The sequence below is a fragment of the Methylomicrobium agile genome (assembly GCF_000733855.1).
Taxonomy (GTDB): Bacteria; Pseudomonadota; Gammaproteobacteria; order Methylococcales; family Methylomonadaceae; genus Methylomicrobium; species Methylomicrobium agile.
Map to the genome: position 1 here is coordinate 3,834,190 of NZ_JPOJ01000001.1, position 23,277 is coordinate 3,857,466.

The 23,277-nt window shown below is 56.2% G+C and carries 18 protein-coding genes and 1 tRNA gene; 7 read left to right on the plus strand and 12 right to left on the minus strand.

Translation table 11 applies throughout. The features are described 5' to 3' along the window. Window position 1 precedes the first annotated feature (1 nt). Window positions 2–313, plus strand: coding sequence for a DUF6916 family protein (locus CC94_RS0117895; RefSeq protein WP_169740973.1), 312 nt, complete (start codon window positions 2–4; stop codon window positions 311–313). Between the two features lie 405 nt (window positions 314–718). On the opposite strand, the gene CC94_RS0117900 is transcribed toward CC94_RS0117895, so the two are convergent. From CC94_RS0117900 to rlmE, 6 genes are all read right to left on the minus strand, one after another. Then, window positions 719–803: transfer RNA gene (locus CC94_RS0117900), tRNA-Leu, on the minus strand. Between the two features lie 25 nt (window positions 804–828). Further along, window positions 829–1,290 carry a preprotein translocase subunit SecG gene (gene secG / locus CC94_RS0117905; RefSeq protein WP_036304118.1) on the minus strand — a complete coding sequence of 154 codons (462 nt, stop codon included), beginning with the start codon at window positions 1,288–1,290 and terminating at the stop codon, window positions 829–831. 16 nt (window positions 1,291–1,306) lie between these two features. Further along, on the minus strand, window positions 1,307–2,053 hold the full coding sequence (gene tpiA / locus CC94_RS0117910; protein WP_031431702.1) for a triose-phosphate isomerase: 747 nt from the start codon (window positions 2,051–2,053) through the stop codon (window positions 1,307–1,309). 55 nt (window positions 2,054–2,108) lie between these two features. After that, the gene (gene glmM / locus CC94_RS0117915; protein ID WP_005372128.1) at window positions 2,109–3,449 is read right to left on the minus strand and encodes a phosphoglucosamine mutase; all 1,341 of its coding nucleotides are present in this window, start codon (window positions 3,447–3,449) and stop codon (window positions 2,109–2,111) included. A 159-nt stretch (window positions 3,450–3,608) separates the two neighbouring features. Then, a complete protein-coding gene (gene ftsH, locus CC94_RS0117920; protein WP_031431703.1) occupies window positions 3,609–5,522 on the minus strand; it encodes an ATP-dependent zinc metalloprotease FtsH in 1,914 nt (637 codons plus the stop codon). A 185-nt stretch (window positions 5,523–5,707) separates the two neighbouring features. After that, the gene (gene rlmE / locus CC94_RS0117925) at window positions 5,708–6,325 is read right to left on the minus strand and encodes a 23S rRNA (uridine(2552)-2'-O)-methyltransferase RlmE (protein WP_031431704.1); all 618 of its coding nucleotides are present in this window, start codon (window positions 6,323–6,325) and stop codon (window positions 5,708–5,710) included. A gap of 49 nt (window positions 6,326–6,374) precedes the next feature. Here rlmE and yhbY point away from each other — a divergent pair, with 49 nt between their 5' ends. Beyond that, window positions 6,375–6,704: a ribosome assembly RNA-binding protein YhbY gene (gene yhbY, locus CC94_RS0117930; protein WP_031431705.1), complete on the plus strand. Its 330-nt coding sequence runs from the start codon at window positions 6,375–6,377 to the stop codon at window positions 6,702–6,704. A gap of 45 nt (window positions 6,705–6,749) precedes the next feature. Here the strand turns inward: yhbY and greA are convergent, their stop codons facing one another. The 6 genes from greA to CC94_RS0117960 all read right to left on the minus strand — a co-directional run bounded on the left by greA (window position 6,750) and on the right by CC94_RS0117960 (window position 16,629). Next, the gene (greA, locus tag CC94_RS0117935; protein ID WP_031431706.1) at window positions 6,750–7,229 is read right to left on the minus strand and encodes a transcription elongation factor GreA; all 480 of its coding nucleotides are present in this window, start codon (window positions 7,227–7,229) and stop codon (window positions 6,750–6,752) included. 96 nt (window positions 7,230–7,325) lie between these two features. After that, entirely contained in the window at window positions 7,326–10,553 is a 3,228-nt protein-coding gene (gene carB, locus CC94_RS0117940) for a carbamoyl-phosphate synthase large subunit (RefSeq protein ID WP_005372134.1), read from the minus strand. A 101-nt stretch (window positions 10,554–10,654) separates the two neighbouring features. After that, entirely contained in the window at window positions 10,655–11,776 is a 1,122-nt protein-coding gene (carA, locus tag CC94_RS0117945) for a glutamine-hydrolyzing carbamoyl-phosphate synthase small subunit (RefSeq protein ID WP_005372135.1), read from the minus strand. A 315-nt stretch (window positions 11,777–12,091) separates the two neighbouring features. Next, a complete protein-coding gene (locus CC94_RS0117950; protein ID WP_005372137.1) occupies window positions 12,092–13,060 on the minus strand; it encodes a zinc metalloprotease in 969 nt (322 codons plus the stop codon). 244 nt (window positions 13,061–13,304) lie between these two features. Further along, window positions 13,305–16,022, minus strand: a complete 2,718-nt coding sequence (gene secA / locus CC94_RS0117955) for a preprotein translocase subunit SecA (protein WP_005372139.1) — start codon at window positions 16,020–16,022, stop codon at window positions 13,305–13,307. A gap of 103 nt (window positions 16,023–16,125) precedes the next feature. After that, entirely contained in the window at window positions 16,126–16,629 is a 504-nt protein-coding gene (locus tag CC94_RS0117960) for a hypothetical protein (protein ID WP_005372141.1), read from the minus strand. 142 nt (window positions 16,630–16,771) lie between these two features. On the opposite strand from CC94_RS0117960, the gene recA reads away from it, so the two are divergent. The 5 genes from recA (at window position 16,772) to CC94_RS0117985 (ending at window position 23,130) form a co-directional block, all read left to right on the plus strand. Further along, window positions 16,772–17,803, plus strand: coding sequence for a recombinase RecA (gene recA / locus CC94_RS0117965; RefSeq protein WP_005372143.1), 1,032 nt, complete (start codon window positions 16,772–16,774; stop codon window positions 17,801–17,803). A gap of 54 nt (window positions 17,804–17,857) precedes the next feature. After that, complete coding sequence (locus CC94_RS0117970) at window positions 17,858–18,322, plus strand: regulatory protein RecX (RefSeq protein ID WP_245549343.1); 465 nt, start codon at window positions 17,858–17,860, stop codon at window positions 18,320–18,322. A gap of 197 nt (window positions 18,323–18,519) precedes the next feature. Then, complete coding sequence (gene alaS, locus CC94_RS0117975) at window positions 18,520–21,135, plus strand: alanine--tRNA ligase (RefSeq protein WP_005372147.1); 2,616 nt, start codon at window positions 18,520–18,522, stop codon at window positions 21,133–21,135. 126 nt (window positions 21,136–21,261) lie between these two features. Continuing rightward, entirely contained in the window at window positions 21,262–22,485 is a 1,224-nt protein-coding gene (locus CC94_RS0117980; protein ID WP_005372149.1) for an aspartate kinase, read from the plus strand. A gap of 222 nt (window positions 22,486–22,707) precedes the next feature. Then, entirely contained in the window at window positions 22,708–23,130 is a 423-nt protein-coding gene (locus tag CC94_RS0117985) for a hypothetical protein (RefSeq protein WP_031431707.1), read from the plus strand. The last annotated feature ends 147 nt before the right edge of the window (window positions 23,131–23,277 follow it).

Here is a 23,277-nt window from a genome sequence, read left to right on the forward strand (position 1 = left end):
TTTGAAGAGTGTAATTCGCATGTTGGAAGCTTTGACAAAAGAAAATTGGGAAGCCTGTCTCAATGAAGATTTTCAGGTTCAAATCGACGATCGGAACGCCGTCGATATGAAGCTGGTTTCGGTGTCCGGATTCGGGCGGAATTTGAACGGTCGGCGCGAGGCTTATTCCTTACTGTTTCAAGGGCCTGACCAGCCGGTGCTGGTGCAGCGCATCTATCGGGTTCAGCAGCCGCAACTGGGAAGCATGGACATCTTCCTGGTGCCGGTCGGAAAGGATGCCGGCGGTATTCAGTATGAGGCGGTATTTACTTGACAATAGTGTCGTGCTTCGAAACGCCGACGGGATATTCATCCCGCCCGGCGGAAGGTGTTTATACATTGCTTTGTAGGGTACGCTGTGCGTACCATTTTTTGCGATAAACGGTACGCACAGCGTACCCTACCTGAAGCCTGAGAACTATAGGGCGTTTTCGCGATAGCAAAACGCCAGCAGGCTTCAAAGCAATGGCGGATTGCCTTGCGGCGAATCCACCCGGCAAGAGCTTCTCTCGATTCTGGGCGGTTTGTGGGTATCCTCTCGCAAGCGAGCCAGAATACCCACAAATATGCCAAAAACTTGTCGGTATTCGGTGAGACTCCATGAGACAAACACAAAACAATAAAAAACCCGCTAAGCCTTGCGACTTGCGGGTTTGTGAGACTGTTTGAGTCTGCAATTTGGTGCCGATGGTCGGATTTGAACCGACACGACTTGCGTCACCACCCCCTCAAGATGGCGTGTCTACCAATTTCACCACATCGGCAAATATTTACTATTTTAAAAATAGCCTATTTCTTTTTAGCAGTTTCTTTTTTAGGCTCTTCTTTTTTCGGTTCGGCGACGGGTGCCGCTTCTTTGGGAGCCGTGTCAGCAGCAGGTGTTTCCGCTGCCGGCACTGTATCGGCTGCCGGTTTAGGCTCGGCAGGCACTTCGGTATCGACTTTTGTACCTCCGACACCCGGCAAGGTCTGGTTTTCTTTGTCGCTGACGATCTCGCTCATGATATCGGTCGTGCCGCCGCGGTGACCGTTGAATACGGCAAGACCGAGGCTGGTCGTAAAAAATAGCGTAGCCAGAATAGCGGTCGTTCTGGACAGGAACGAGGCAGCGCCTTGCGCGCCAAAAACCGAACCCGAGGCGCCGGTTCCGAATGCCGCACCCGCATCGGCGCCCTTACCTTGCTGCATCAGCACCAAGCCAATGATGCTCAAGCCTAGCAAGACATGAATTATTATAATAGCCTGATACATAGAAAGTCTAAACTTCTTAAATCGAGTGATAAATCTTCAGGAAAGAATCGGCATCCAGAGAGGCCCCGCCGATCAATCCGCCATCAATGTCGGGCATCGCGAAGAGGCCTTTGGCATTATCCGGTTTGCAGCTTCCACCGTACAAAATTTGCAATTTTGCTGCAATGTCCTGATTCTGCTTGGCGAAATAGTTACGGATATAGGCATGGACTTCCTGCGCCTGATCATCGGTCGCCGTTTTGCCGGTGCCGATAGCCCAAACGGGCTCGTAAGCGATGACCGCGCTACGGAAAGCTTCAATGCCGGCGGCTTTAATTACCGCATCGAGCTGTTCGTCAATAACGCCGAAAGTTTCGTTCCGCTCGCGTTGTTCCAGCGTTTCTCCGACGCACAAAATCGGCACGATGTTTTGCGTTTGCGCCTGGATGAACCGCGCCGCGACCGATTCGTTGGTATCGCCGTAGTAGCTGCGTCTTTCGGAATGGCCGACGATCGCGTATTTGCAGCCGAATTCGGCCAGCATCGCGGCGGACACTTCGCCGGTGTAGGCGCCGGAAGTCTTATCGGCAACATTTTGGGAGCCCAACGCCAAGCTAGTTTCTTTGACAAGTTCACTGACGGCCGGAATCTGAACGTAAGGCGCACAAACCGCGATATCGCCATCGATGTTGCCAATGCCGGCCAGGATGCCTTCCACGAGCGATTTTGCGCTGGCGAGCGTGCCATTCATTTTCCAATTGCCAACAACCAGAGACCGACGCATTGTTTTCCCTCTCAAAGAACTAAATCGCGCATGATAAAGGAAACCCGATCATTTTTCAAGCCCGAAGAGAATTTCTGACCGCGTCCGCCAGTTCATGAGCGTAGGCGTTGACCTTATCCTCATAACGGCCTTCGACCATCACCCGGATCAGTGGCTCGGTCCCCGAAGCTCTCAGCAACACCCTGCCCTCGTCGCCGAGTTTCTGCTCGACGGCCTTGACCGCTTTTTGAATCGGCTCGCTGTGCGCCGGATCGAGCTTTTTCTCGATTTTTACATTGATCAGAACCTGCGGAAACTTCTGCATGCCGGATTTCAGCTCGTAGAGCGTCTGTCCGCTGCCGTGCATTTCGGCCAGCACCTGCAAGGCGGATATGATGCCGTCGCCGGTCGTGGTCCGGTCCAGGCAGATGATATGGCCGGAGCCTTCGCCGCCCAGGATGCCTTCGTTTTCTGTCAGCATTTCCATCACATAGCGGTCGCCGACATTGGCTCGCAACAGCTTGACGCCGAGATGCTTCAGGCCGATTTCCATGCCTAGATTGGTCATCAGTGTGCCGACGACCGGTCCATAGAGCAATCCTTCCTGCAGACGGGATTTGGCGATAATGTAAATCAGTTCGTCTCCGTCGACGATTTCGCCTTTATGGTCGACCATAATCAGCCGGTCGCCGTCGCCGTCCAAGGCGATTCCCAAATCGGCCTGCTGCGCCAATACGGTTTGCGCGAGTTTTTCAGGCTGCGTCGCCCCGCATTGGTCATTGATATTCAATCCGTTGGGTTCACCGCCGATGACGGCGACTTCGGCGCCGACTTCGCGGAAGACATGCGGTGCGACATGATAAGTCGCCCCGTGCGCGCAGTCGATCACGATTTTCAGGCCTTTAAAATCCAGCCGGGGCGGCACGCTGGCCTTACAAAATTCGATATAGCGGCCGGCGGCATCGACCTGGCGTTTCGCCTTGCCGAGGCTCGACGAATCGACCGTAGTCATCGGCGAATCCAGATAATGCTCGATCTGCTCTTCGATTTCGTCCGGCAGTTTGGTCCCGTTCACGGAAAAGAACTTTACGCCGTTGTCGTAATACGGATTGTGCGACGCGCTGATCACGATCCCGGCTTTGGCGCGCAAGGTGCGCGTCAGATAGGCAATACCCGGTGTCGGCATCGGTCCTAACAAGCGGGTACCTACCCCGGCCGCCGTCAACCCCGATTCGATCGCCGATTCGAACATATAACCGGAAATGCGCGTATCCTTACCGACCAGTACGAAACCGGAACCTTCGTTCGCGAATACCTTGCCGGCCGCCCATCCCAACTTCAGAAAAAAATCCGGTGTAATCGGATAATTACCGACCGTGCCTCGAATCCCGTCGGTGCCAAAATATTTCTTTGCCATGTTCTACATTTCTTCATGAGAATCGTTCGAGATTAACGAACGGGTTGCGTTTGCCATTAAAAAATCCATTCGGTTCCGGTTTGCGCAAAAAAAGGGGGAGGCGCCAGCCCTGTGGAGCCTCCCCCTGATTTGTCGAATGATAGCGCGGATAGGCAATGCCTAATTTTGCTTGGCGGCTTCGCCCAAGGAACCGAGTTTGTCGTCCTTCGGATTCGCATCGCCGACCGACGTGAACGAAGGTGGCGTGGAATCGTCCCAACCCTGTGGTTCCCTGACCGGCTGCCGTGTCATCAGGTCATTGATCTGTGCCTTATCGATCGTCTCGTATTTGATCAGCGCTTCGGCCATTGCATGCAGGATGTCGATGTTTTCCTTCAGTATTTTTTCGGCTCGCTCGTAGTTGCGGTCGATGATCGAACGAATCTCTTCATCGATCGTATGCGAAGTTTCCTCGGCGACCGTCTTGTGTTGGGTGACCGAACGGCCCAGGAAAATCTCGCCCTCTTCCTCGCTGTAAGCCAAAGGCCCCAAACGTTGCGACAAGCCCCATTTGGTGACCATGTTTCTCGCCAGTTCGGTCGCCCGTTCAATGTCGTTGGAAGCACCGGTACTGACCTGTTCCCAGCCGAAAATCATTTCTTCGGCGATCCGGCCGCCGTACAGGCTCGAAATCATGCTGTCCAGCTTTTGTTTGCTGGCGCTGTATTGATCTCTCTCGGGCAGAAACATGGTAACGCCGAGCGCGCGGCCTCGCGGCATGATGCTGACCTTGTACACCGGATCATGCTCGGGAACGAGCCGGCCAACAATCGCATGGCCCGCTTCGTGATAGGCGGTCATTTTCTTTTCCTTGTCGTTCATCACCATCGAACGCCGTTCCGCCCCCATGATCAGCTTGTCCTTGGCTTTTTCGAGATCGAGCATGCTGACCAGACGCTTGTTCGAGCGTGCCGCAAACAAGGCCGCTTCGTTGATCAGGTTGGCCAGATCGGCGCCCGAAAACCCCGGCGTGCCCTGAGCGATATATTTGATTTCGACATCGGTGTCGGTCGGCACCTTTTTCAGGTGCACTTTCAGGATTTGCTCGCGGCCTCTGACGTCCGGCAGACCGACCGTGATTTGGCGGTCGAAGCGGCCGGGGCGCAGCAAGGCCTTGTCGAGCACATCGGGGCGGTTGGTCGCCGCAATCACGATGATGCCCTCGTTGCCTTCGAAACCGTCCATTTCCACGAGCAACTGGTTCAGGGTCTGTTCACGTTCGTCATTGCCGCCGCCGAGGCCCGCGCCGCGCTGGCGCCCGACCGCATCGATTTCGTCGATGAAGATGATGCAGGGCGCATGCTTTTTCGCCTGGTCGAACATGTCCCGGACCCGGGAAGCCCCAACCCCGACGAACATCTCGACGAAATCGGAACCCGAGATCGTGAAGAACGGTACCCGCGCTTCCCCGGCGATCGCCCGCGCCAGCAAGGTCTTGCCGGTGCCCGGCGGCCCGACCATCAGTGCGCCGCGCGGAATCTTGCCGCCCAGACGCTGGTATTTGGCCGGGTCTTTCAGGAAATCGACCATCTCGACGACTTCTTCCTTCGCTTCGTCGCAGCCGGCGACATCGGCAAAGGTGACTTTGATCTGGTCTTCTTCGAGCATGCGCGCCTTGCTTTTGCCGAAGTTCATCGCTCCGCGGGCGCCGGCGCCGCCGCCCTGCATTTGCCGCATGAAGAATACCCACACCGCGATCAGAAGCAACATCGGTCCGAACGAAATCAGCAGCTGCATTAGCAGGGAAGGCTGTTCCGGAGGTGTAGCCTTGATGTCGACGCCGTTCGCCAATAGATCGTCGACCATGTGCGGATCGTTCGGTGCGTAGGTTCTGAAGACCTGACCGCTTTGCAGCTTGCCTTTGACGACCTGGTCGTCGATCATCACTTGGCTGACCTGGCCGGACTTGACCGCTTCGATAAACTGCGAGTAAGACAATGTCGAATCCGCGCTCTCTGTCTGCGGACCGAAATTGTTGAAAATGGACATCAGCACGACCGCGATGACCACCCATAAAATGACATTTTTTAACATTTCGTTCAATTTACACGACCTGGGCCCTTACGGCTCTCGTAATCTAACTTAGACATCATTATAACAGCAGAATAATGGCAGAGTCCCGCATTGGCGGCCGATATTTCCTGCATCGGCACAGCATCGCGAGCGTTTGGGTCCTGTTTTCTGCTATCGGTTGTGGGAATAATGGGGACCCTTTCTCTCTATTTAAAGCCCCGCGCGAGCAAATAAACTTCATTGCTGCGAGAACGCGAGGCTTTCGGTTTTCTGATCAGCACTTTGGAAAACGATTGCTGCACTTGTTTGCAATAGTTCTCGAAACCCTCGCCCTGGAACAACTTGACCAGAAAGGCGCCGTCTTTTGCAAGCACCGACTGCGCCATTTCCAGCGCCAGTTCACCGAGGTAGAGAGAGCGCGGCTGATCGACGCCCTTGCTGCCGCTCATGTTCGGCGCCATGTCCGACATGACCAGATCGACGCGCTTGCCTTCGAGCGCCTGCATCAATTGATCGAATACCGCCTGTTCGCGAAAATCGCCCTGAATGAATTCGACGCCGTCGATCGGCTCGATAGCCAGTATATCTAAGGCGATAATCTGACACGGGTTGCCGAGAAGCTGTTTGGCGTACTGGGACCAGCCGCCCGGCGCCGCTCCCAGATCGACAATCCGCATACCCGGTTTCAAAATATGATCTTTGTCCTGAATTTCCTTCAGTTTAAAAACCGCACGCGAACGATAACCGAGTTTCTGAGCCATTTTGACGTATTCGTCGTCGAAATGTTCCTGCATCCAGCGGTTGCTGCTTTTTGTTCGGGTCATGACAGAATGATTTCGTGTAGAATAACTGTTTTTGCTTTAGGAAAACCGAGTGGACTCAACGGATAAGAAGCGGCTCCGGGCCGAGGCGCACAGTCATAAACCGGTCATCATGATCGGACAGGCCGGGCTATCGCCTGCCGTATTGGCCGAGGTCGAAATCGCGCTCGATTGTCACGAGTTGCTAAAAGTCAGAATACGGGCCGAACGGGAAGACCGCAAAACGATCAGCGACGAGATTGTCGCCGCGACGGGAGCCGAATTGATTCAAATGATCGGGCAGATCGCCGTTCTCTATCGGCCCAATCCTGAGAAGAGGATTAAAAAAGCGGCGCCTTCTAAAAAACCGAAGCCTAAGAAGGCTTTCAATCACCGCCGGTAAAACCAAGGTTCAAGGCCCACGCACCTTGAACCCCTGTATCCGCATTTAGATATATTCGACCGAAATAATTTCATATTCGACATTGCCGCTCGGCGCCTTCACCGTCACGACATCGCCGGTTTCCTTGCCGATCAGGGCGCGGGCAATCGGCGAACCGATCGAAATCCGGCTTTCCTTGATATTGGCTTCGTCTTCGCCGACGATTTGGTAAGTCACTGTTTTGCCGGAATCGAGATCTTCGATTTCGACAGTCGCGCCGAACACGACCTTGCCGTTCGGATCGAGCTTGGTCACCTCGATAACCTGCGCATTCGACAGTTTCGCCTCGATTTCCTTGATCCGGCCTTCCGCAAAGCTTTGCTGTTCGCGCGCCGCGTGGTATTCGGCGTTTTCCTTCAGATCCCCGTGCTCGCGCGCAGTCGCAATCGCCTGAATGATGCGCGGGCGAATCACCGTTTTCAGTTCTTCCAATTCCGCGCGCAATTTTTCCGCGCCTTTCACGGTAAGAGGTACTTTCGTAGTCATTTGATTTATAACTCCAATTATTTTTTACATTCCATTTTGGGAACACACACGCGTCAAGACCGGCCGCACGAGGCACGCATTGCGGCCGGAACAGGGCTACTGCAAATCGGCAACGCTGCGATGCAAATCCTGCAGACAATTCACATCGCCGGCATCCAGTTCGCCGAGCGCATAGCAGGCCGCCTTCGCACCGGCCATCGTGGTGTAATAGTTGACCCGGTGCTGCAAGGCTTCGCGGCGCATCGTAAACGAATCGGCGATCGCTTTTTTGCCTTCCGTCGTATTGATGACCATCTGAATCTGGCCGTTCTTGATCATATCGACCGTGTTCGGCCGGCCCTGATTCACTTTGTACACCACTTCGCAGGGAATACCGGCCTCCTGCAGCACCTTCGCGGTGCCGCCGGTCGCGACGATCCGGTATTTTTTTTCGGTCAGCATGCGCGCGACTTCGGGCAGCTTCGCCTTGTCGGCGTCGCGGATACTGATCAGGACCTTGCCGCTGTGATTCAGATTGATGCCGGTTGCGCGCTGCGATTTAGCGAACGCTTCACCGAAGGTTTTGCCGACGCCCATCACTTCGCCGGTCGACTTCATTTCCGGCCCCAACAGCGGATCGACGCCGGGGAATTTTACGAACGGAAATACGGCTTCTTTCACCGAATAATAGTCCGGAATGCGTTCCTCGGTCACCCCCTGCTCGGCCAGCGATTTGCCTGCCATGCAGCGCGCGGCGATTTTCGCCAGCGGGTAGCCGGTCGCCTTCGAGACAAAAGGGGCGGTCCGCGAAGCGCGCGGATTCACTTCCAGCACATAGATGTCGTTGCCTTGAATCGCGAACTGCGTATTCATCAGGCCAACTACGCCCAACGCTTCGGCCAGCGCGCGCACCTGCTCGCGCAGGCGGTCCTGCAGTTCCATGGACAATTCGTAAGGCGGCAGAGAGCAGGCCGAATCGCCCGAGTGGATGCCGGCCTGTTCGATGTGCTCCATCAGGCCGCCGATCAGTACGTTCTCGCCGTCGTAAATCGCATCGACGTCCATTTCGACCGCATCGTCGAGGAAACGATCCAGCAACACCGGCGAATCGTTCGAGACGCTGACCGCCTCTTTCATATAGCGCTGCAGGCCTTCCTCGTTGAACACGATCTCCATCGCCCGTCCGCCCAGTACGTAGGACGGCCGCACCACCAGCGGATAACCCAGATCCTTCGCCGCATTCAGCGCCTGCTCGACCGAACGCGCGGTCGCATTCGGCGGCTGCTTCAAGTCGAGGCGTTCGAGCAGTTTCTGGAAGCGTTCGCGGTCTTCCGCCAGATCGATCGAATCCGGCGAAGTGCCGATGATCGGCACGCCGGCCGCTTCCAGCGCACGCGCCAGTTTCAGCGGCGTCTGGCCGCCGTACTGCACGATCACGCCTTTCGGCTTTTCGATATGCACGATTTCGAGCACGTCTTCGAGCGTCAGCGGTTCGAAATACAGCCGGTCGGAGGTATCGAAATCGGTCGAGACGGTTTCCGGATTGCAGTTGACCATGATCGTTTCAAAACCGTCTTCGCGCAATGCCATCGCCGCATGCACGCAGCAATAGTCGAATTCGATGCCCTGCCCGATCCGGTTGGGTCCGCCGCCGAGAATGATGATCTTCTCGCGGTCCGAAACGCGTGCCTCGCATTCTTCCTCGTAGGTCGAATACAAGTAAGCGGTATCGGATGAAAACTCGGCCGCGCACGAATCGATCCGTTTGAAGACCGGACGAATACCCAGTTTGTGGCGGACGTTACGTACTTCGGATTCGGTCGCGCCGAGCAGTTTGGCCAGGCGCTGGTCCGAGAAGCCTTTGCGCTTCAGCCGGAACAGTTCGCCTTCCTTCAGCGTCGCGAGCGTCTTGGTCGACAACGATTTTTCGGTTGCAATCAAATCTTCGAGCTGCGCCAAAAACCACGGGTCGATCTTGCTGGCCTCGTGCACCGCTTCGAGCGACATGCCGTGCCGGAACGCGTCGGCGACATAGCGCAGGCGGTGCGGCCCCGGATGGCGCAGTTCGCGCTGCATGTTTTCATGCGCGTCGACTTCCTGCATGTCGATGATTTCGTCGAGGCCGCTGATGCCGATTTCGAGTCCGCGCAAGGCTTTTTGCAGCGATTCCTGGAAGGTGCGGCCGATCGCCATCACCTCACCGACCGATTTCATCTGCGTGGTCAAACGATCGTCGGCCTGCGGAAATTTCTCGAACGTGAAGCGCGGCACTTTGGTCACCACATAGTCGATCGTCGGCTCGAACGAGGCCGGCGTTTTGCCGCCGGTTATTTCGTTCTGAAGTTCGTCGAGCGTATAGCCGACCGCAAGCTTGGCGGCGACCTTCGCGATCGGGAAACCGGTTGCTTTCGAGGCCAGCGCGGACGAACGCGATACGCGCGGATTCATTTCGATCACGATCAAACGGCCGTTCTCCGGATTGATCGCAACCTGCACGTTCGAACCGCCGGTGTCGACGCCGATTTCGCGCAAGACCGATACCGCGACGTTACGCAGAATTTGATATTCTTTGTCGGTCAGCGTCTGTGCGGGCGCAACCGTAATCGAGTCGCCGGTATGCACGCCCATCGGGTCGAAGTTTTCGATCGAACAGACGATGATGCAATTGTCTTTCGAATCGCGCACAACTTCCATTTCGTACTCTTTCCAGCCGAGCACCGATTCCTCGATCAACAGTTCGTTGGTCGGCGACAGATCCAGGCCGCGCTCGCAGATTTCGATGAATTCCTCGCGGTTATAGGCAATACCGCCGCCGCTGCCGCCCATCGTGAACGATGGCCGGATGATGGTGGGGTAGCCGACCTCTTCTTGCGCGGCCAGCGCTTCTTCGAGCGAATGCGCGGTTTTCGACCTGGCGACTTCGAAGCCGATTTTGCGCATCGCCCGGTTGAACAGTTCGCGGTCTTCGGCTTTGTTGATCGCCTCTTTGGTCGCGCCGATCATTTCGACGCCGTATTTTTTCAGCACGCCGTTCGCATCCAGCGCCAGCGCGCAGTTCAGCGCGGTCTGTCCGCCCATTGTCGGCAGAATCGCGTCGGGACGCTCCTTTTCAATGATCTTTTCGACCGTTTGCCAGTCGATCGGCTCGATGTAGATCGCATCGGCCATGTCCGGATCGGTCATGATCGTGGCCGGATTCGAATTGACCAGGATCACCCGGTAGCCTTCCTCGCGCAGCGCCTTGCAGGCCTGGGTACCGGAATAATCGAATTCGCAGGCCTGACCGATCACGATCGGGCCCGCGCCGAGTAATAAAATCGATTTGATGTCGGTTCTTTTTGGCATGATTTAGAATCTAGGCTAAAGGCGCAAGGTCCACGGCGAAGGAAAAAAGGTGAGTCCAGCAACTCTTTTGAACCTTTCGCCTTGGACCTTGCGCCTGCATTTTACTTATTCATTAACTCGATGAAGGCATCGAACAGCGGTTCGACATCGTGCGGCCCGGGGCTCGCCTCGGGATGGCCCTGAAAGCTGAACGCGGGACAATCGGTACGCGCAATTCCCTGCAGACTGCCGTCGAACAGCGAATAGAAGGTCGGCGCCAGGTTGGCGGGCAGACTGTCTTTATCGACTGCGAAACCGTGGTTCTGGCTGCTGATCATCACACGCCCGGTCGCGACTTCCTGAACCGGATGGTTCGCGCCGTGATGTCCGAACTTCATTTTTTCGGTTTTCGCGCCGCTGGCCAAAGCCAGCAATTGATGGCCGAGGCAAATGCCGAACACCGGCGTTTGGGTTTCGAGGATTTTCCGGATCGCTTCGATCGCATAGGTGCACGGTTCCGGGTCGCCGGGACCGTTCGAAAGGAAGACGCCGTCCGGATTCATTGCCAACACGGTTTCGGCGGGCGTCTCGGCCGGTACGACCGTCACCCGGCAGCCGCGGTTCGCGAGCAGGCGCAAAATGTTGCGTTTCACGCCGAAGTCATATGCAATCACATGCTTGGCCAGATTTCCGGCCTGGGTGTGCCCCTTACCGAGCTGCCAGATATTTTCGGTCCACTCGTAAGTTTCGGCAGCCGATACCACCTTCGCCAGATCCATTCCTTTCAGGCCGGGAAAACTTTCGATCGCGGCTTTCGCGGCTTCGGCATCGGCCGTCTCGCCGGCAACGATCGCGCCGCGCTGAGCGCCTTTGTCGCGCAGCAGGCGGGTCAGTTTGCGCGTGTCGATATCGGCGATCGCGACGACCCGATTGGCCTCCAGGTATTGCCGCAAAGTCTGTCCGCAGCGAAAGTTGCTCGCCAAAACCGGCAAATCCCGAATCACCAGACCGCTCGCGAACACCTGCGCAGACTCGTTGTCTTCGCTGTTGCAGCCGGTATTGCCAATATGCGGATAGGTCAACGTCACGATCTGCCGGGCATAGGAAGGGTCGCTCAAAATCTCCTGATAACCCGTCATCGCGGTATTGAACACGACCTCGCCGACCGAACAGCCGTCGACGCCGATCGACGTTCCCTGAAACACTGTCCCCTCTTCCAAAACCAATAAAGCCGGTCTAGTCAAACACGTCACCTCTAAATGCGCAAAACGGGATGAATCCGTACGAACGCATCCCGTTACAAAATTGAAATCGCGTAATTTTACGAAATTATCGGGTTTTGGTCATTAACAATTTTGGGAAGAGACGAATTTTCGGCGGATTGCCGCACTTTTTTATCTTCCGGCGGGCGGTTCCGCTTTGCGGGTTTGACTTTTCAGGCGGCATCGAACAGATTGGTGCCCCTTGAAACGGTCCGGCTATCCCGTACCGAACCGGAGGATCCGCTACCTGGGTTTGCAACGCCTGTCATCGGCTGGCTGCCGCCAAAGGAATGAGCCCTAAAGCCTTGCTCGGTAAACGATCCAGGAATCGGCCATCCGCTCGCGCTGGATGCTCGTAAAACTGTCCAGGCAGATATCGTCACTATAATCCATGAAGTTATTGATCGGGTCTGCGCCGGGAAATCTTTTTCCTTTACACGTATCCCGTCCGACAGGACAGCCGTAAGAAGGCGAACGCTCCGCCGGCGTATCTGCGGCACGGTCGCCCTTATTATTATTGCATCCGCCCTGAAAAGTATGGTAGAGGCCTAACCAGTGCCCGACTTCATGCGTTGCGGTATCGCCCAAATTGTAAGGCACGGCACTGCCGCCGGGGAGGGATGAAAAAAATATTACCACGCCGTCATCCTTAGGATTCGATACATAGGATGCCGGAAAAGTCGACCACCCGAGCATACCGCCACCGGTATTGGCACTGTACAGGTTCAGCGCATCCGCCCCGCCTTTGCGTAACGCGGTTTTGGCTTCTTTTTCGGCTATAGACCCGGGTCTCATCGCATACCATTCATTGTTTGTAGTTCTATCCACTTCGACAAGATCGAAGCGCACCCCGAATCCTGCGCCTGTACTCCCATAAGCGGCATTGAGTATCGTTACCTGGGAATTAATGACCGTATCCGGCACATCCCCTTCCCCGATTTTTGAAGTAATGACATGAAAGTAAACGGGAACGACCGCTTCCGCGATATTGGCGGTACTGAGCCTGCGTTGCCTGGCTCTTTTACGCGTCGCGTTATTGATTTTGCGCATGGCAATGGCATCGGGATGAATGGTGCCGCAACGGAAACCGTTTTCGACGAATGCACGTTGGCTCGTCCATTCATTTTCTCCAATCTTGAAAGGCTTAGCGTCATCCGCTTGACTTGCGGCCGACAGAGAGAGAGTTCCTATTGCGCCTATCAATGAGATAGCCTGTGAAATATGAGATTTCCCTTTGAAAAAAACTTCAAGTGTCCTGTTAGACATAACCCCTCCTTAATGATCCTTGGCATGTCAGTCCGTAATTTCAATAGATATAGATGCCCCGGCACCTCGTCGATATACCTCCTGTTGCGGTTGAGTCTTTTGAATGGGTGGAAGTTTCTTTTACCAGATTAAAATATACCGGTCAAGAAAAATGCACGCGCCTATAGCGTTCGCTTGATACTGAAACGCCGGTTTTCCGAATTGAAAAACCGCCGTTCATTGGATGAGGATAAACAGTCCTGAATCAGTTTATCTTGCCGTGGCACTGTTTGTATTTTTTGCCGGACCCGCAAGGGCACGGATCATTCCGCCCCACCTTGTCGCCATAGCGAACAAACGGTTGGGCGGGGCTCGGCTCGTCTTCAGCTTCTTCAGGGGAGGGTTCCTCTGTTGCCAGGGCAGACGCTTCGGCATGTTCGAAATGCATTTCTTTCGGCGCCTGGCGCTGCGCATCGATCGCCTGGACATCTTCTTCCTGCCGGACCTGCACCTTGCAGAGGATGGTGATCACTTCGTATTTGATGTGATCGAGCAGATGCGTGAACATTTCGAACGCTTCGCGCTTGTATTCCTGCTTCGGGTCTTTCTGTGCGTAGCCGCGGAAATGAATACCCTGGCGCAGATAGTCCATTGCCGCCAAATGCTCCTTCCAGCTGTTGTCGAGTACCTGCAGCATCACCGATTTTTCGAAATGCCGCATCACCGCCGGGGTAATTTTCTTTTCTTTATCCTTGTGCGCCTGCTCCATCGCCTCGACGATATGCTCACGCAGAAATTCTTCCTGCAGCTTCTTGTCTTCGTCGAGCATTTTCCGAATCGGAACCTCGACGTTAAATTCCTGCAGGAGATGCTCCTCGAGTCCTTCGATATCCCATTGTTCTTCCATCGAACGCGGCGGAATATACTGGTTGATCACGTTATTGATCACGTCTTTGCGGATCGCGGTGATGATTTCGGAGATTTCTTCGGCCGCCATCAGCTCGTTGCGCTGCGCATAAACCACCTTCCGCTGATCGTTCGCGACATCGTCGTAGGCCAGGATTTCCTTGCGGATATCGAAGTTGCGCGCTTCGACCTTGCGCTGCGCATTCTCGATCGCACGCGTCACCCACGGATGCTCGATCGCTTCGCCGTGGCCCATGCCGAGCTTCGCCATCAGCGCCGCCACCCGGTCGGAAGCGAAAATCCGCATCAGGTCGTCTTCGAGCGCCAGGTAGAAACGCGAAGAACCCGGGTCGCCCTGACGGCCGGAACGCCCCCGGAGCTGGTTGTCGATCCGGCGGGATTCGTGCCGTTCGGATCCGATGACATGCAGGCCGCCGCTGGAGACCACCCGGTTATGGCGGTCGAGCCAGGCGCCGCGCACATGCTCTTTCTCTGCTTCGGTCGCATCGGGCCCGAGCGCCTTTAATTCGGCCTCCAGGCTGCCGCCGAGCACGATGTCGGTACCGCGGCCGGCCATGTTCGTCGCGATCGTAACCGCGCCCGGCTTACCGGCCTGTTCGACGATGTGCGCTTCGCGTTCATGCTGCTTCGCATTCAACACTTCATGCGGAATACCCTGTTTTTTCAACAGCGCGGACAACCGTTCGGAATTTTCGATCGAGGTGGTGCCGACCAGCACCGGCTGCTGGCGTTCGACGCAGCGTTTGATGTCCTCGGCGACGGCCTGGTATTTTTCCTCGGCGGTCAAAAACACCACGTCCCCGAGATCCTTGCGGATCATCGGCCGGTGCGTCGGGATCACGACCACTTCGAGTCCGTAAATCTTGTTCAATTCGAAGGCTTCGGTGTCGGCCGTACCGGTCATCCCGGACAGCTTGTGATAAAGCCGGAAATAGTTCTGGAAGGTGATCGAAGCCAGGGTCTGGTTTTCGCTTTGAATCGGCACATGCTCTTTCGCTTCGATCGCCTGGTGCAGACCTTCGGACCAGCGCCGGCCCGGCATGATCCGGCCGGTGAATTCGTCGACGATGATGACCTGGTTGTTCTGCACGATGTAATGCACGTCCTTTTTGAACAAGGCGTGGGCGCGCAAGGACGCGCTCAAATAATGCATCAGCCGGATGTTGGAAGCATCGTAAAGGCTGCTGTCTTCCATCATCAGGCCATGTTCGACCATCAGACGCTCGACCCGCTCGTGACCCTCTTCGGTCAAATGGACCTGGCGGGTTTTTTCGTCGACCGAATAATCGCCGGGACCGTGTTCCTTTTCCTGTTTGGTCAGGTAAGGAATGATTGCGTTGGCCTTGATATAAATCTCGGAGCTTTCTTCGGAAGGGCCGGAAATGATCAGCGGCGTCCGGGCTTCGTCGATCAGGATCGAGTCGACCTCGTCGACGATCGCAAAATGAAGCTCGCGCTGGACTTTTTCCTCCAGGCTGAACGCCATGTTGTCGCGCAGATAATCGAATCCGAATTCGTTGTTGGTGCCGTAGGTAATGTCGCAGGCATAGGATTGGCGGCGGACATCGTAGTCCATCTGGCTGACGATCACGCCGGTGGTCATGCCCAGAAAGCCGTACAGACGCCCCATCCATTCGGCGTCGCGGCGCGCCAGGTAATCGTTCACGGTGACCACGTGCACGCCGCGTCCGGGCAGCGCGTTCAGGTAGGCCGCCAGCGTCGCCATCAGCGTCTTGCCTTCCCCGGTCTTCATTTCGGCGATTTTACCGTCATGCAGGATCATCCCACCGATCAACTGCACATCGTAATGGCGCATCCCGAAGACCCGCGACGATGCCTCCCGGACGGCGGCAAAAGCTTCGGGAATCAGATTGTCGAGTTTTTCGCCCTGGGCGAGGCGGTCGCGGAACTCCTGCGTTTTCTCCCGTAAGGCGTCGTCGGACAGCTTTTCAAACTCAGCAGACAAGGCATTGATCTTTTTGACCAATTTTCTTTTCTTTTTTACCAGCCTGTCGTTTCGGCTCCCTACAACAAATTTGACCAGCTTACCCAGCATGTTTATTCCGAAATATTAATTGTGAATAAAAAAAGACCGATTATAACCGGTTTGCCGCTTTTTTTATAGCGAGGCGGGTTTTACGCCGGCAAGGCTCCACGCATCAAAAACAACTGCCGTAATTCAGCAGCAAATCTTCGCAATTGAAGAAAATGCGCGGATACTCGACCCGAATGTACAGTTTCAAGGCGTATTCGATGAATACGCCAAGGGTCGCTAAACGAGCGCCGGCACTGTACAGGCGAAGCCCGGTATTTGCCGAGCAGCGCCAGATGGACACCGTCCACCAGATGATCGGAAGCAGCAGGACAAAATGCACATCATCCCAGCTCGATACAGTCCACAACCCTGACCGGGCAAGCCAATCCACACCGAACAAGACAACGTTCAGCAATAGAAAGAAAGGCCAAAAAGTAGCAGCCAGCCACTGTCTTCCGGTCCAGCACGAGAACAAATAATTCTCCGAAGTCCGCCGCCCAAGCTTTTCGCCCGGAGCAAGAGTCAAAACCCATAACCCCGCGAAAAGGCCGCTGATAATGAACAAAGCCTCCGACGGGCTAATCAAATCGAGTTGGCCGAATACAATCGGCAACGAATAAACAAACATCACGACCCTCATCCGAGACCTATGAAGCCGGCTTGGAATCCCAAAACAACACTACCCCGAACCGGCACCCGTATGTAATAATACTCTATTAAATTGAGCGGCACTCCGTTAACTCATCTGGTCATTATTTAAGGTATAGGCAATGGACGAAAACAGAAAAAAAGCGCTCGGTGTGGCATTGATGCAAATCGAAAAGCAGTTCGGCAAAGGCTCGGTCATGCGGATGGGCGACGTGGCGGCGGCCCGCGACATCGAGGTGGTGTCGACCGGCTCGTTGGGACTGGATATTGCCTTGGGCTGCGGCGGCTTGCCGCGCGGCCGGATCGTCGAAATCTACGGGCCGGAATCCTCCGGAAAAACCACGCTGACCTTGCAAGTAATCGCCGAAGTACAAAAACTGGGCGGCACCGCCGCCTTCGTCGATGCCGAACACGCGCTGGACCCCGGCTATGCCGAAAAAATCGGCGTGAACGTAGACGATCTCTTGGTTTCACAACCCGACACCGGTGAGCAGGCACTCGAAATCACCGACATGCTGGTACGTTCCGGCGCAGTCGACGTGGTGGTGGTCGACTCAGTCGCCGCGCTGACCCCGAAGGCCGAAATCGAAGGCGACATGGGCGATTCGCACATGGGCCTGCAGGCGCGGCTGATGTCCCAGGCATTGCGTAAACTGACCGCGAACATCAAGCGTTCGAACACGCTGGTGATCTTCATCAACCAGATCCGGATGAAAATCGGCGTGATGTTCGGCAACCCCGAAACTACCACCGGCGGCAATGCCCTCAAATTTTACGCCTCGGTGCGCCTGGACATTCGCCGAATCGGCTCGGTCAAGAAAGGCGAGGAAGTGATCGGCAACGAAACGCGTGTCAAGGTGGTCAAGAACAAGGTCGCTCCCCCGTTCAAACAGGCCGAATTCGAGATTCTATACGGCGAAGGGATTTCGTTCTACGGCGAGTTGGTCGATCTGGGCGTCAGCTTCGGCCTGATCCAGAAATCCGGCTCGTGGTACAGCTACGGCGACGAAAAGATCGGCCAGGGCAAGGACAACGCGAAACAGTACCTGAAAGAGCATCCGGACAAGGCCAAAGAAATCGAAACGAAAATCCGCGCGGAAGCGTTCGGCAAGGTACTGCCGGTTTCGAACAAGTCCGATCTTGACGAGGAGTAAAATCCGAACCGATTTTCCGTGGACCCAACGGACGACAAGATCAGGGCCGAATGCTTGCGGCTGTTGGCCGGCCGCGAACACAGCAGGAAAGAACTGACGCAAAAGCTGGCCACCCATGGTTTTGCAAAAGAAAGCATCGAAGCGGTCCTCGACCAACTGGCCGAAGAAAACTGGCAAAGCGATGCACGCTATGCGGAAAGTTATGCGCGTTCGCGGATACTGAAGGGTTACGGTCCCGTATTTATAACTTACGAACTGCGCCAGAACGGCATCGATCCCGCCCATCTTCCCTCGTTTGATCTCGAAGCGCTCGCCAAGTCGGTAGCGGGCGGATGGCTGGCGCTTTTGCGGCAGGTTTATCGCAAGAAATATAGTGACAGCCTGATTCCAAATCGAAATGAGTGGGCAAAACGTAACCGGTTTTTACAACAACGCGGCTTTACGAATGCCATGATTACGGATTTATTTGCTTTCGTGAGGCACGCCGAAACGGGGAGCGGATCATTCCCTGGTGAATGAACTTGAGCCGAAAGCTCCGGCATTTTGTAGGGTACGCTGCGCGTACCTTTAGCAGAGCTCGATTTAACCGAGCCGAAAACGGTACGCACAGCGTACCCTACGATTTTCGAAATTGGTCGCTCTCCCGCGCAGTGCGTGGAAACGAAAAAACACCTCAACAGGAATTTAACTTCTTTAGTCTTTTAATCGCATAACCTATGAAAAAGATGACCAGCGCTGAACTGCGCTCCGCCTTTCTGGAATTCTTCCGCCAACGGGGGCATACGATCGAGCCGTCCAGTCCGTTGATTCCCGGCAACGACCCTACCCTGCTGTTCACGAATGCCGGCATGGTGCAGTACAAGGACGTCTTTCTGGGCCGCGAGCACAAGGGTTTCACGCGCGCGGCGACCAGCCAGCGCTGCGTCCGCGCCGGCGGCAAGCACAACGACCTGGAAAACGTCGGCTATACCGCAAGGCATCATACCTTTTTCGAAATGCTCGGCAACTTCAGTTTCGGCGATTATTTCAAGAAAGAGGCGATCCACTTTGCCTGGGACTTTTTGACGCAAGAACTGGAAATCCCGCCGCAAAAGTTATGGGTCACCGTGTTCGAAGAAGACAGCGAGGCCGAAGCCATCTGGCTGAACGAAGTCGGTATCGATTCTAACCGCTTCTCCCGGATCGGTGCGAAAGACAATTTCTGGTCGATGGGCGACACCGGTCCCTGCGGCCCGTGCAGCGAAATTTTTTACGACCACGGCGAATCGATTCCGGGCGGCCCGCCCGGCTCCCCCGACGAAGACGGCGACCGTTACATCGAAATCTGGAATCTGGTGTTCATGCAGTACGACCGCGCCGCCGACGGCACCCTGACGCCGCTGCCGAAGCCTTCGGTCGATACCGGGATGGGTCTGGAGCGGATCGCGGCAGTTTCGCAAGGCGTGCACAGCAACTACGAAATCGACCTGTTCCAGAAACTGCTGAAGGCCGCCGCGCAACTGGTCGGCACCGACGACTTGAACCAGAGCTCGCTGCGGGTGATCGCGGACCATATCCGCTCCTGCGCGTTCCTGGTCGCGGACGGCGTCTTGCCCTCGAACGAAGGACGCGGTTACGTGCTGCGCCGGATCATCCGCCGCGCAATCCGGCACGGCTACCGCCTCGGCATTCGCGACATTTTCTTCTACAAGCTGGTCGCGCCGCTCACCGAAGAAATGGGCCCGGCCTATCCCGAGCTGAAGAACGCACAGGCGCAGGTCGAACGCATCCTGAAAAAAGAGGAAGAACGCTTCGCGGAAACCCTGGGGCAAGGCATGAAGATTCTCGAAGCCTGCATCGCCAAACTCGAAGGCCATGTGATCCCGGGCGATACCGTCTTCCAGCTCTACGACACCTACGGCTTCCCGGTCGATCTGACCGCCGACTTCGCACGCGAGCACGACCTGTCGGTCGATCATGCAGGCTTCGAAACCGCCATGACCGCTCAGCGCGACCGCGCGCGTTCGGCCAGCCATTTCGGCGCCGATTACGACCAGGACATCAAACTCGACGTCGAGACCGAATTCACCGGTTACCACCATCTCGCCGATCAGTCCCATATCGTCGCGCTGTATGCGCAGGGCCAACCGGTCGAGACCCTGGCGTCCGGCCAGGAAGGCGTGATCGTACTCGACAGGACCCCGTTTTATGCCGAATCGGGCGGACAGGTCGGCGACTCGGGCACGATCACTATCGCCGATTCCGCCTTCGAAGTGGCCGATACCCAGAAACAGGGCGGCAATCTGTTTCTGCACAAGGGCAAAGTGCTGAACGGCGCCTTCAAGACCGGTCAGGTTTGCATCGCCAGCGTCAATGTTTCGGAGAGACGGGCGACCGCGCTGAATCACTCGGCCACGCATCTCTTGCATGCCGCGCTCAAACAGGTGCTCGGCGAGCATGTTGCGCAGAAAGGATCCTTGGTCAATCCCGAGCGCCTGCGTTTCGATTTTTCGCACTTCGAGCCGGTCACCGGCGAGCAAATCGCGGAGCTGGAACGGATCGTAAACGAGCAGATTCGCCTGAATGCGCCGGTTTCGGCCGAAATCATGGCGAAAGACGAGGCGGTCAAAGCGGGCGCGGTGGCCCTGTTCGGCGAAAAATACGGCGCCGAAGTGCGCGTGCTGAAGATCGGCGATTTCTCGACCGAATTGTGCGGCGGCACCCATGTCGAGCGGGCCGGCGACATCGGTTGCTTCAAGATCGTCGGCGAAACCGGCGTCGCGGCCGGCGTACGGCGTATCGAAGCGGTCACCGGACAAGGCTGCATCGACTGGATCGCGGGACGCGACAAGGCGCTCGCCTCGATTGCGGGCCTGTTGAAAAGCTCGCCCGACAAGGCGGCTGAAAAGGTCGAACAACTACTCGAAAAAACCCGCCACCTCGAAAAGCAGCTGGAGCGTCTGAACGCGAAACTGGCCAGTTCGGCCGGCGACGAACTCGGCGCCAAAGCGGTCGAAGTGAACGGCATCAAGGTACTGGCGGTCAAGCTGGACGGCGTCGATCCGAAATCGCTGCGCGACCTGGTCGACCAATTGAAGAACAAGCTCGGCAGCGCGGCGATCGTGCTCGCGACCGTCGACGGCGACAAGGTCAGCCTGACCGCGGGCGTCACGAAAGATCAGACAGGCCGCGTGAAGGCCGGCGATCTGGTCAATTTCGTCGCGACCCAAGTGGGTGGTAAAGGCGGCGGCCGGCCGGATATGGCGCAGGCGGGCGGGAACGATCCGTCCGGGCTGGCGAAGGCCTTGGCCGACGTGCCGGCGTGGGTGCAAACGCAAACGGCATCCGGCTAACAACTCCGAGTAGGATGGGTTGAGGAACGAAACCCATCAAAAACAACCAATGCGAACGGACTTGATGGGTTTCGCTGTCGCTCTACCCATCCTACCTATTACAAACAAAAAATCAACAGGTTGAAAATGGCACTGTATGTGTTCAAATTCGGCGGTACTTCGGTCGGCTCGGTCGAGCGGATCAAGGCGGTCGCCGAAAAAGTCAAAAAGGCGCACGACCGGGGCGACCGGATCGTCGTGGTCGTCTCGGCGATGAGCGGCGAAACCAATCGGCTGATCGGGCTGGCGAAAGACATTCAGGCGCAGCCGAACGCGCGCGAGCTCGACATGCTGGTCTCGACCGGCGAACAGGTCACCGTCGCGCTGCTCGCGATGGCGCTGGAAGAAATCGGCTGTCCGGCGTTTTCGTTCACCGGTGGCCAGGTCGGGATTCTGACCGACAGCAGCCATACCAAGGCCCGCATCCGCAACATCGACGATAGCCGGATGCGTGCGCATCTGAACGAAGGCAAAGTCGTCGTGGTCGCCGGCTTCCAGGGCGTCGACGAGAACGACAACATCACCACCTTGGGCCGCGGCGGCTCCGACACCACCGCCGTCGCGCTGGCGGCCGCGTTGAAAGCCGACGAATGCCTGATCTATACCGACGTCGACGGCGTGTATACGACCGACCCGCGCATCGAACCGAAAGCCCGCCGCCTCGACCGGATCACCTTCGAGGAAATGCTCGAAATGGCCAGCCTCGGCTCGAAAGTCCTGCAGATCCGCTCGGTCGAATTCGCCGGCAAATACAACGTGCCGCTGCGCGTACTATCGTCGTTTACCGAAGGCAGCGGCACCCTGATCACTTACGAGGAAACACAAATGGAAAGCGCATTGATTTCGGGCATCGCCTTCAACCGGGACGAAGCCAAACTCACGATCACCGGCGTGCCGGACAAGCCGGGCGTCGCCTCCAAAATCCTCGGCCCGATCGCCGATGCGAACATCGAAGTCGACATGATCGTGCAGAACATCGCCGAGGACGAAACGACCGATTTCACCTTTACCGTGCACCGGAACGATTTTCAGCGCGCGAAAGCCTCGCTCGAAAAAACCTGCGCGGAACTCGGCGCGAAAAAAGTCACCGCCGACGACAATATCGTGAAAATTTCGATCGTCGGCGTCGGCATGCGCTCGCATGCGGGCATCGCCAGCACGATGTTCCGGACTCTGGCGGCCGAGGGCATCAACATCAAGATGATCTCCACCTCCGAAATCAAGATTTCGGTCGTGGTCGACGAGAAATACCTGGAACTTGCGGTCCGGGCGCTGCATGCGGCGTTTAAGCTGGATCAGCAGGCGGCATAACGCACTCGCTTGGGCTCCGTTTTCCCGCCCAAACGGAGCCTCATTTTCCCCTCCATCCATCGAGATGGCAATAATGTTTCTGTTCAGAAATCCGGAATTCAAGGTCATTCCGAGGACTGAACCTAAAACGGCAAGCGCTGCCTAATTTCTGGGGAGTGATTTTCGAGGCGAACTTGGCTTCGAATCACGGTCAACAGTCAAATTTCCAAAGGGAGCGAGACGATGGAAAGCGCAGACAGAGTACGTGCAAACACTTCTGAAGCAATCAACTGCAGAATCGACCGGGCGATAGAAGCTCGTGTACGGGAATATGCCCAAAAAAGCTCCGTAGAGATTACCCGACGCATCGACGAACTCGACCGCGAATGGGACATCGAACGCTTGCTCGAAACCAACGCTTCGGCGCTGGCTTTTACCGGCTTGTTGCTCGGTATCACAAAAAACGTGAAGTGGCTGCTCCTGCCGGCGGTCGTTTTACCGTTCCTGTTTCAACATGCGGTTCAGGGCTGGTGCCCGCCGGTGCCCTTATTGCGGCGTCTGGGTGTCCGTACGCGTAAGGAAATCGACCGCGAAAAATATGCGTTGAAAGCCTTGCGCGGCGATTTTCACACTACCGAAACCGCCGGGCTACCGAAGCCGGATTAAAATCGGTAAATCTTTAGCCTCGACCTCCACGCCCGGTTCGACGCAGTTTTCCACTCCTTGCCTCTTCGGCCCGGAGTACGTTATGCGGCCCCGGCCTATACCCCAAATTAAAGAATCGACATTCATTTTCGGAGAGTCGCCGGCACG

Bases quoted from the DNA above. Each gene is read 5' to 3' on its own strand.
- secG (WP_036304118.1), bottom strand. From the start codon at position 1,290: ATGTATCAGGCTATTATAATAATTCATGTCTTGCTAGGCTTGAGCATC.
- tpiA (WP_031431702.1), bottom strand. From the start codon at position 2,053: ATGCGTCGGTCTCTGGTTGTTGGCAATTGGAAAATGAATGGCACGCTC.
- glmM (WP_005372128.1), bottom strand. From the start codon at position 3,449: ATGGCAAAGAAATATTTTGGCACCGACGGGATTCGAGGCACGGTCGGT.
- ftsH (WP_031431703.1), bottom strand. From the start codon at position 5,522: ATGTTAAAAAATGTCATTTTATGGGTGGTCATCGCGGTCGTGCTGATG.
- rlmE (WP_031431704.1), bottom strand. From the start codon at position 6,325: ATGACCCGAACAAAAAGCAGCAACCGCTGGATGCAGGAACATTTCGAC.
- greA (WP_031431706.1), bottom strand. From the start codon at position 7,229: ATGACTACGAAAGTACCTCTTACCGTGAAAGGCGCGGAAAAATTGCGC.
- carB (WP_005372134.1), bottom strand. From the start codon at position 10,553: ATGCCAAAAAGAACCGACATCAAATCGATTTTATTACTCGGCGCGGGC.
- CC94_RS0117950 (WP_005372137.1), bottom strand. From the start codon at position 13,060: ATGTCTAACAGGACACTTGAAGTTTTTTTCAAAGGGAAATCTCATATT.
- secA (WP_005372139.1), bottom strand. From the start codon at position 16,022: ATGCTGGGTAAGCTGGTCAAATTTGTTGTAGGGAGCCGAAACGACAGG.
- CC94_RS0117960 (WP_005372141.1), bottom strand. From the start codon at position 16,629: ATGTTTGTTTATTCGTTGCCGATTGTATTCGGCCAACTCGATTTGATT.
- recA (WP_005372143.1), top strand. From the start codon at position 16,772: ATGGACGAAAACAGAAAAAAAGCGCTCGGTGTGGCATTGATGCAAATC.
- alaS (WP_005372147.1), top strand. From the start codon at position 18,520: ATGAAAAAGATGACCAGCGCTGAACTGCGCTCCGCCTTTCTGGAATTC.
- CC94_RS0117980 (WP_005372149.1), top strand. From the start codon at position 21,262: ATGGCACTGTATGTGTTCAAATTCGGCGGTACTTCGGTCGGCTCGGTC.
- CC94_RS0117985 (WP_031431707.1), top strand. From the start codon at position 22,708: ATGGAAAGCGCAGACAGAGTACGTGCAAACACTTCTGAAGCAATCAAC.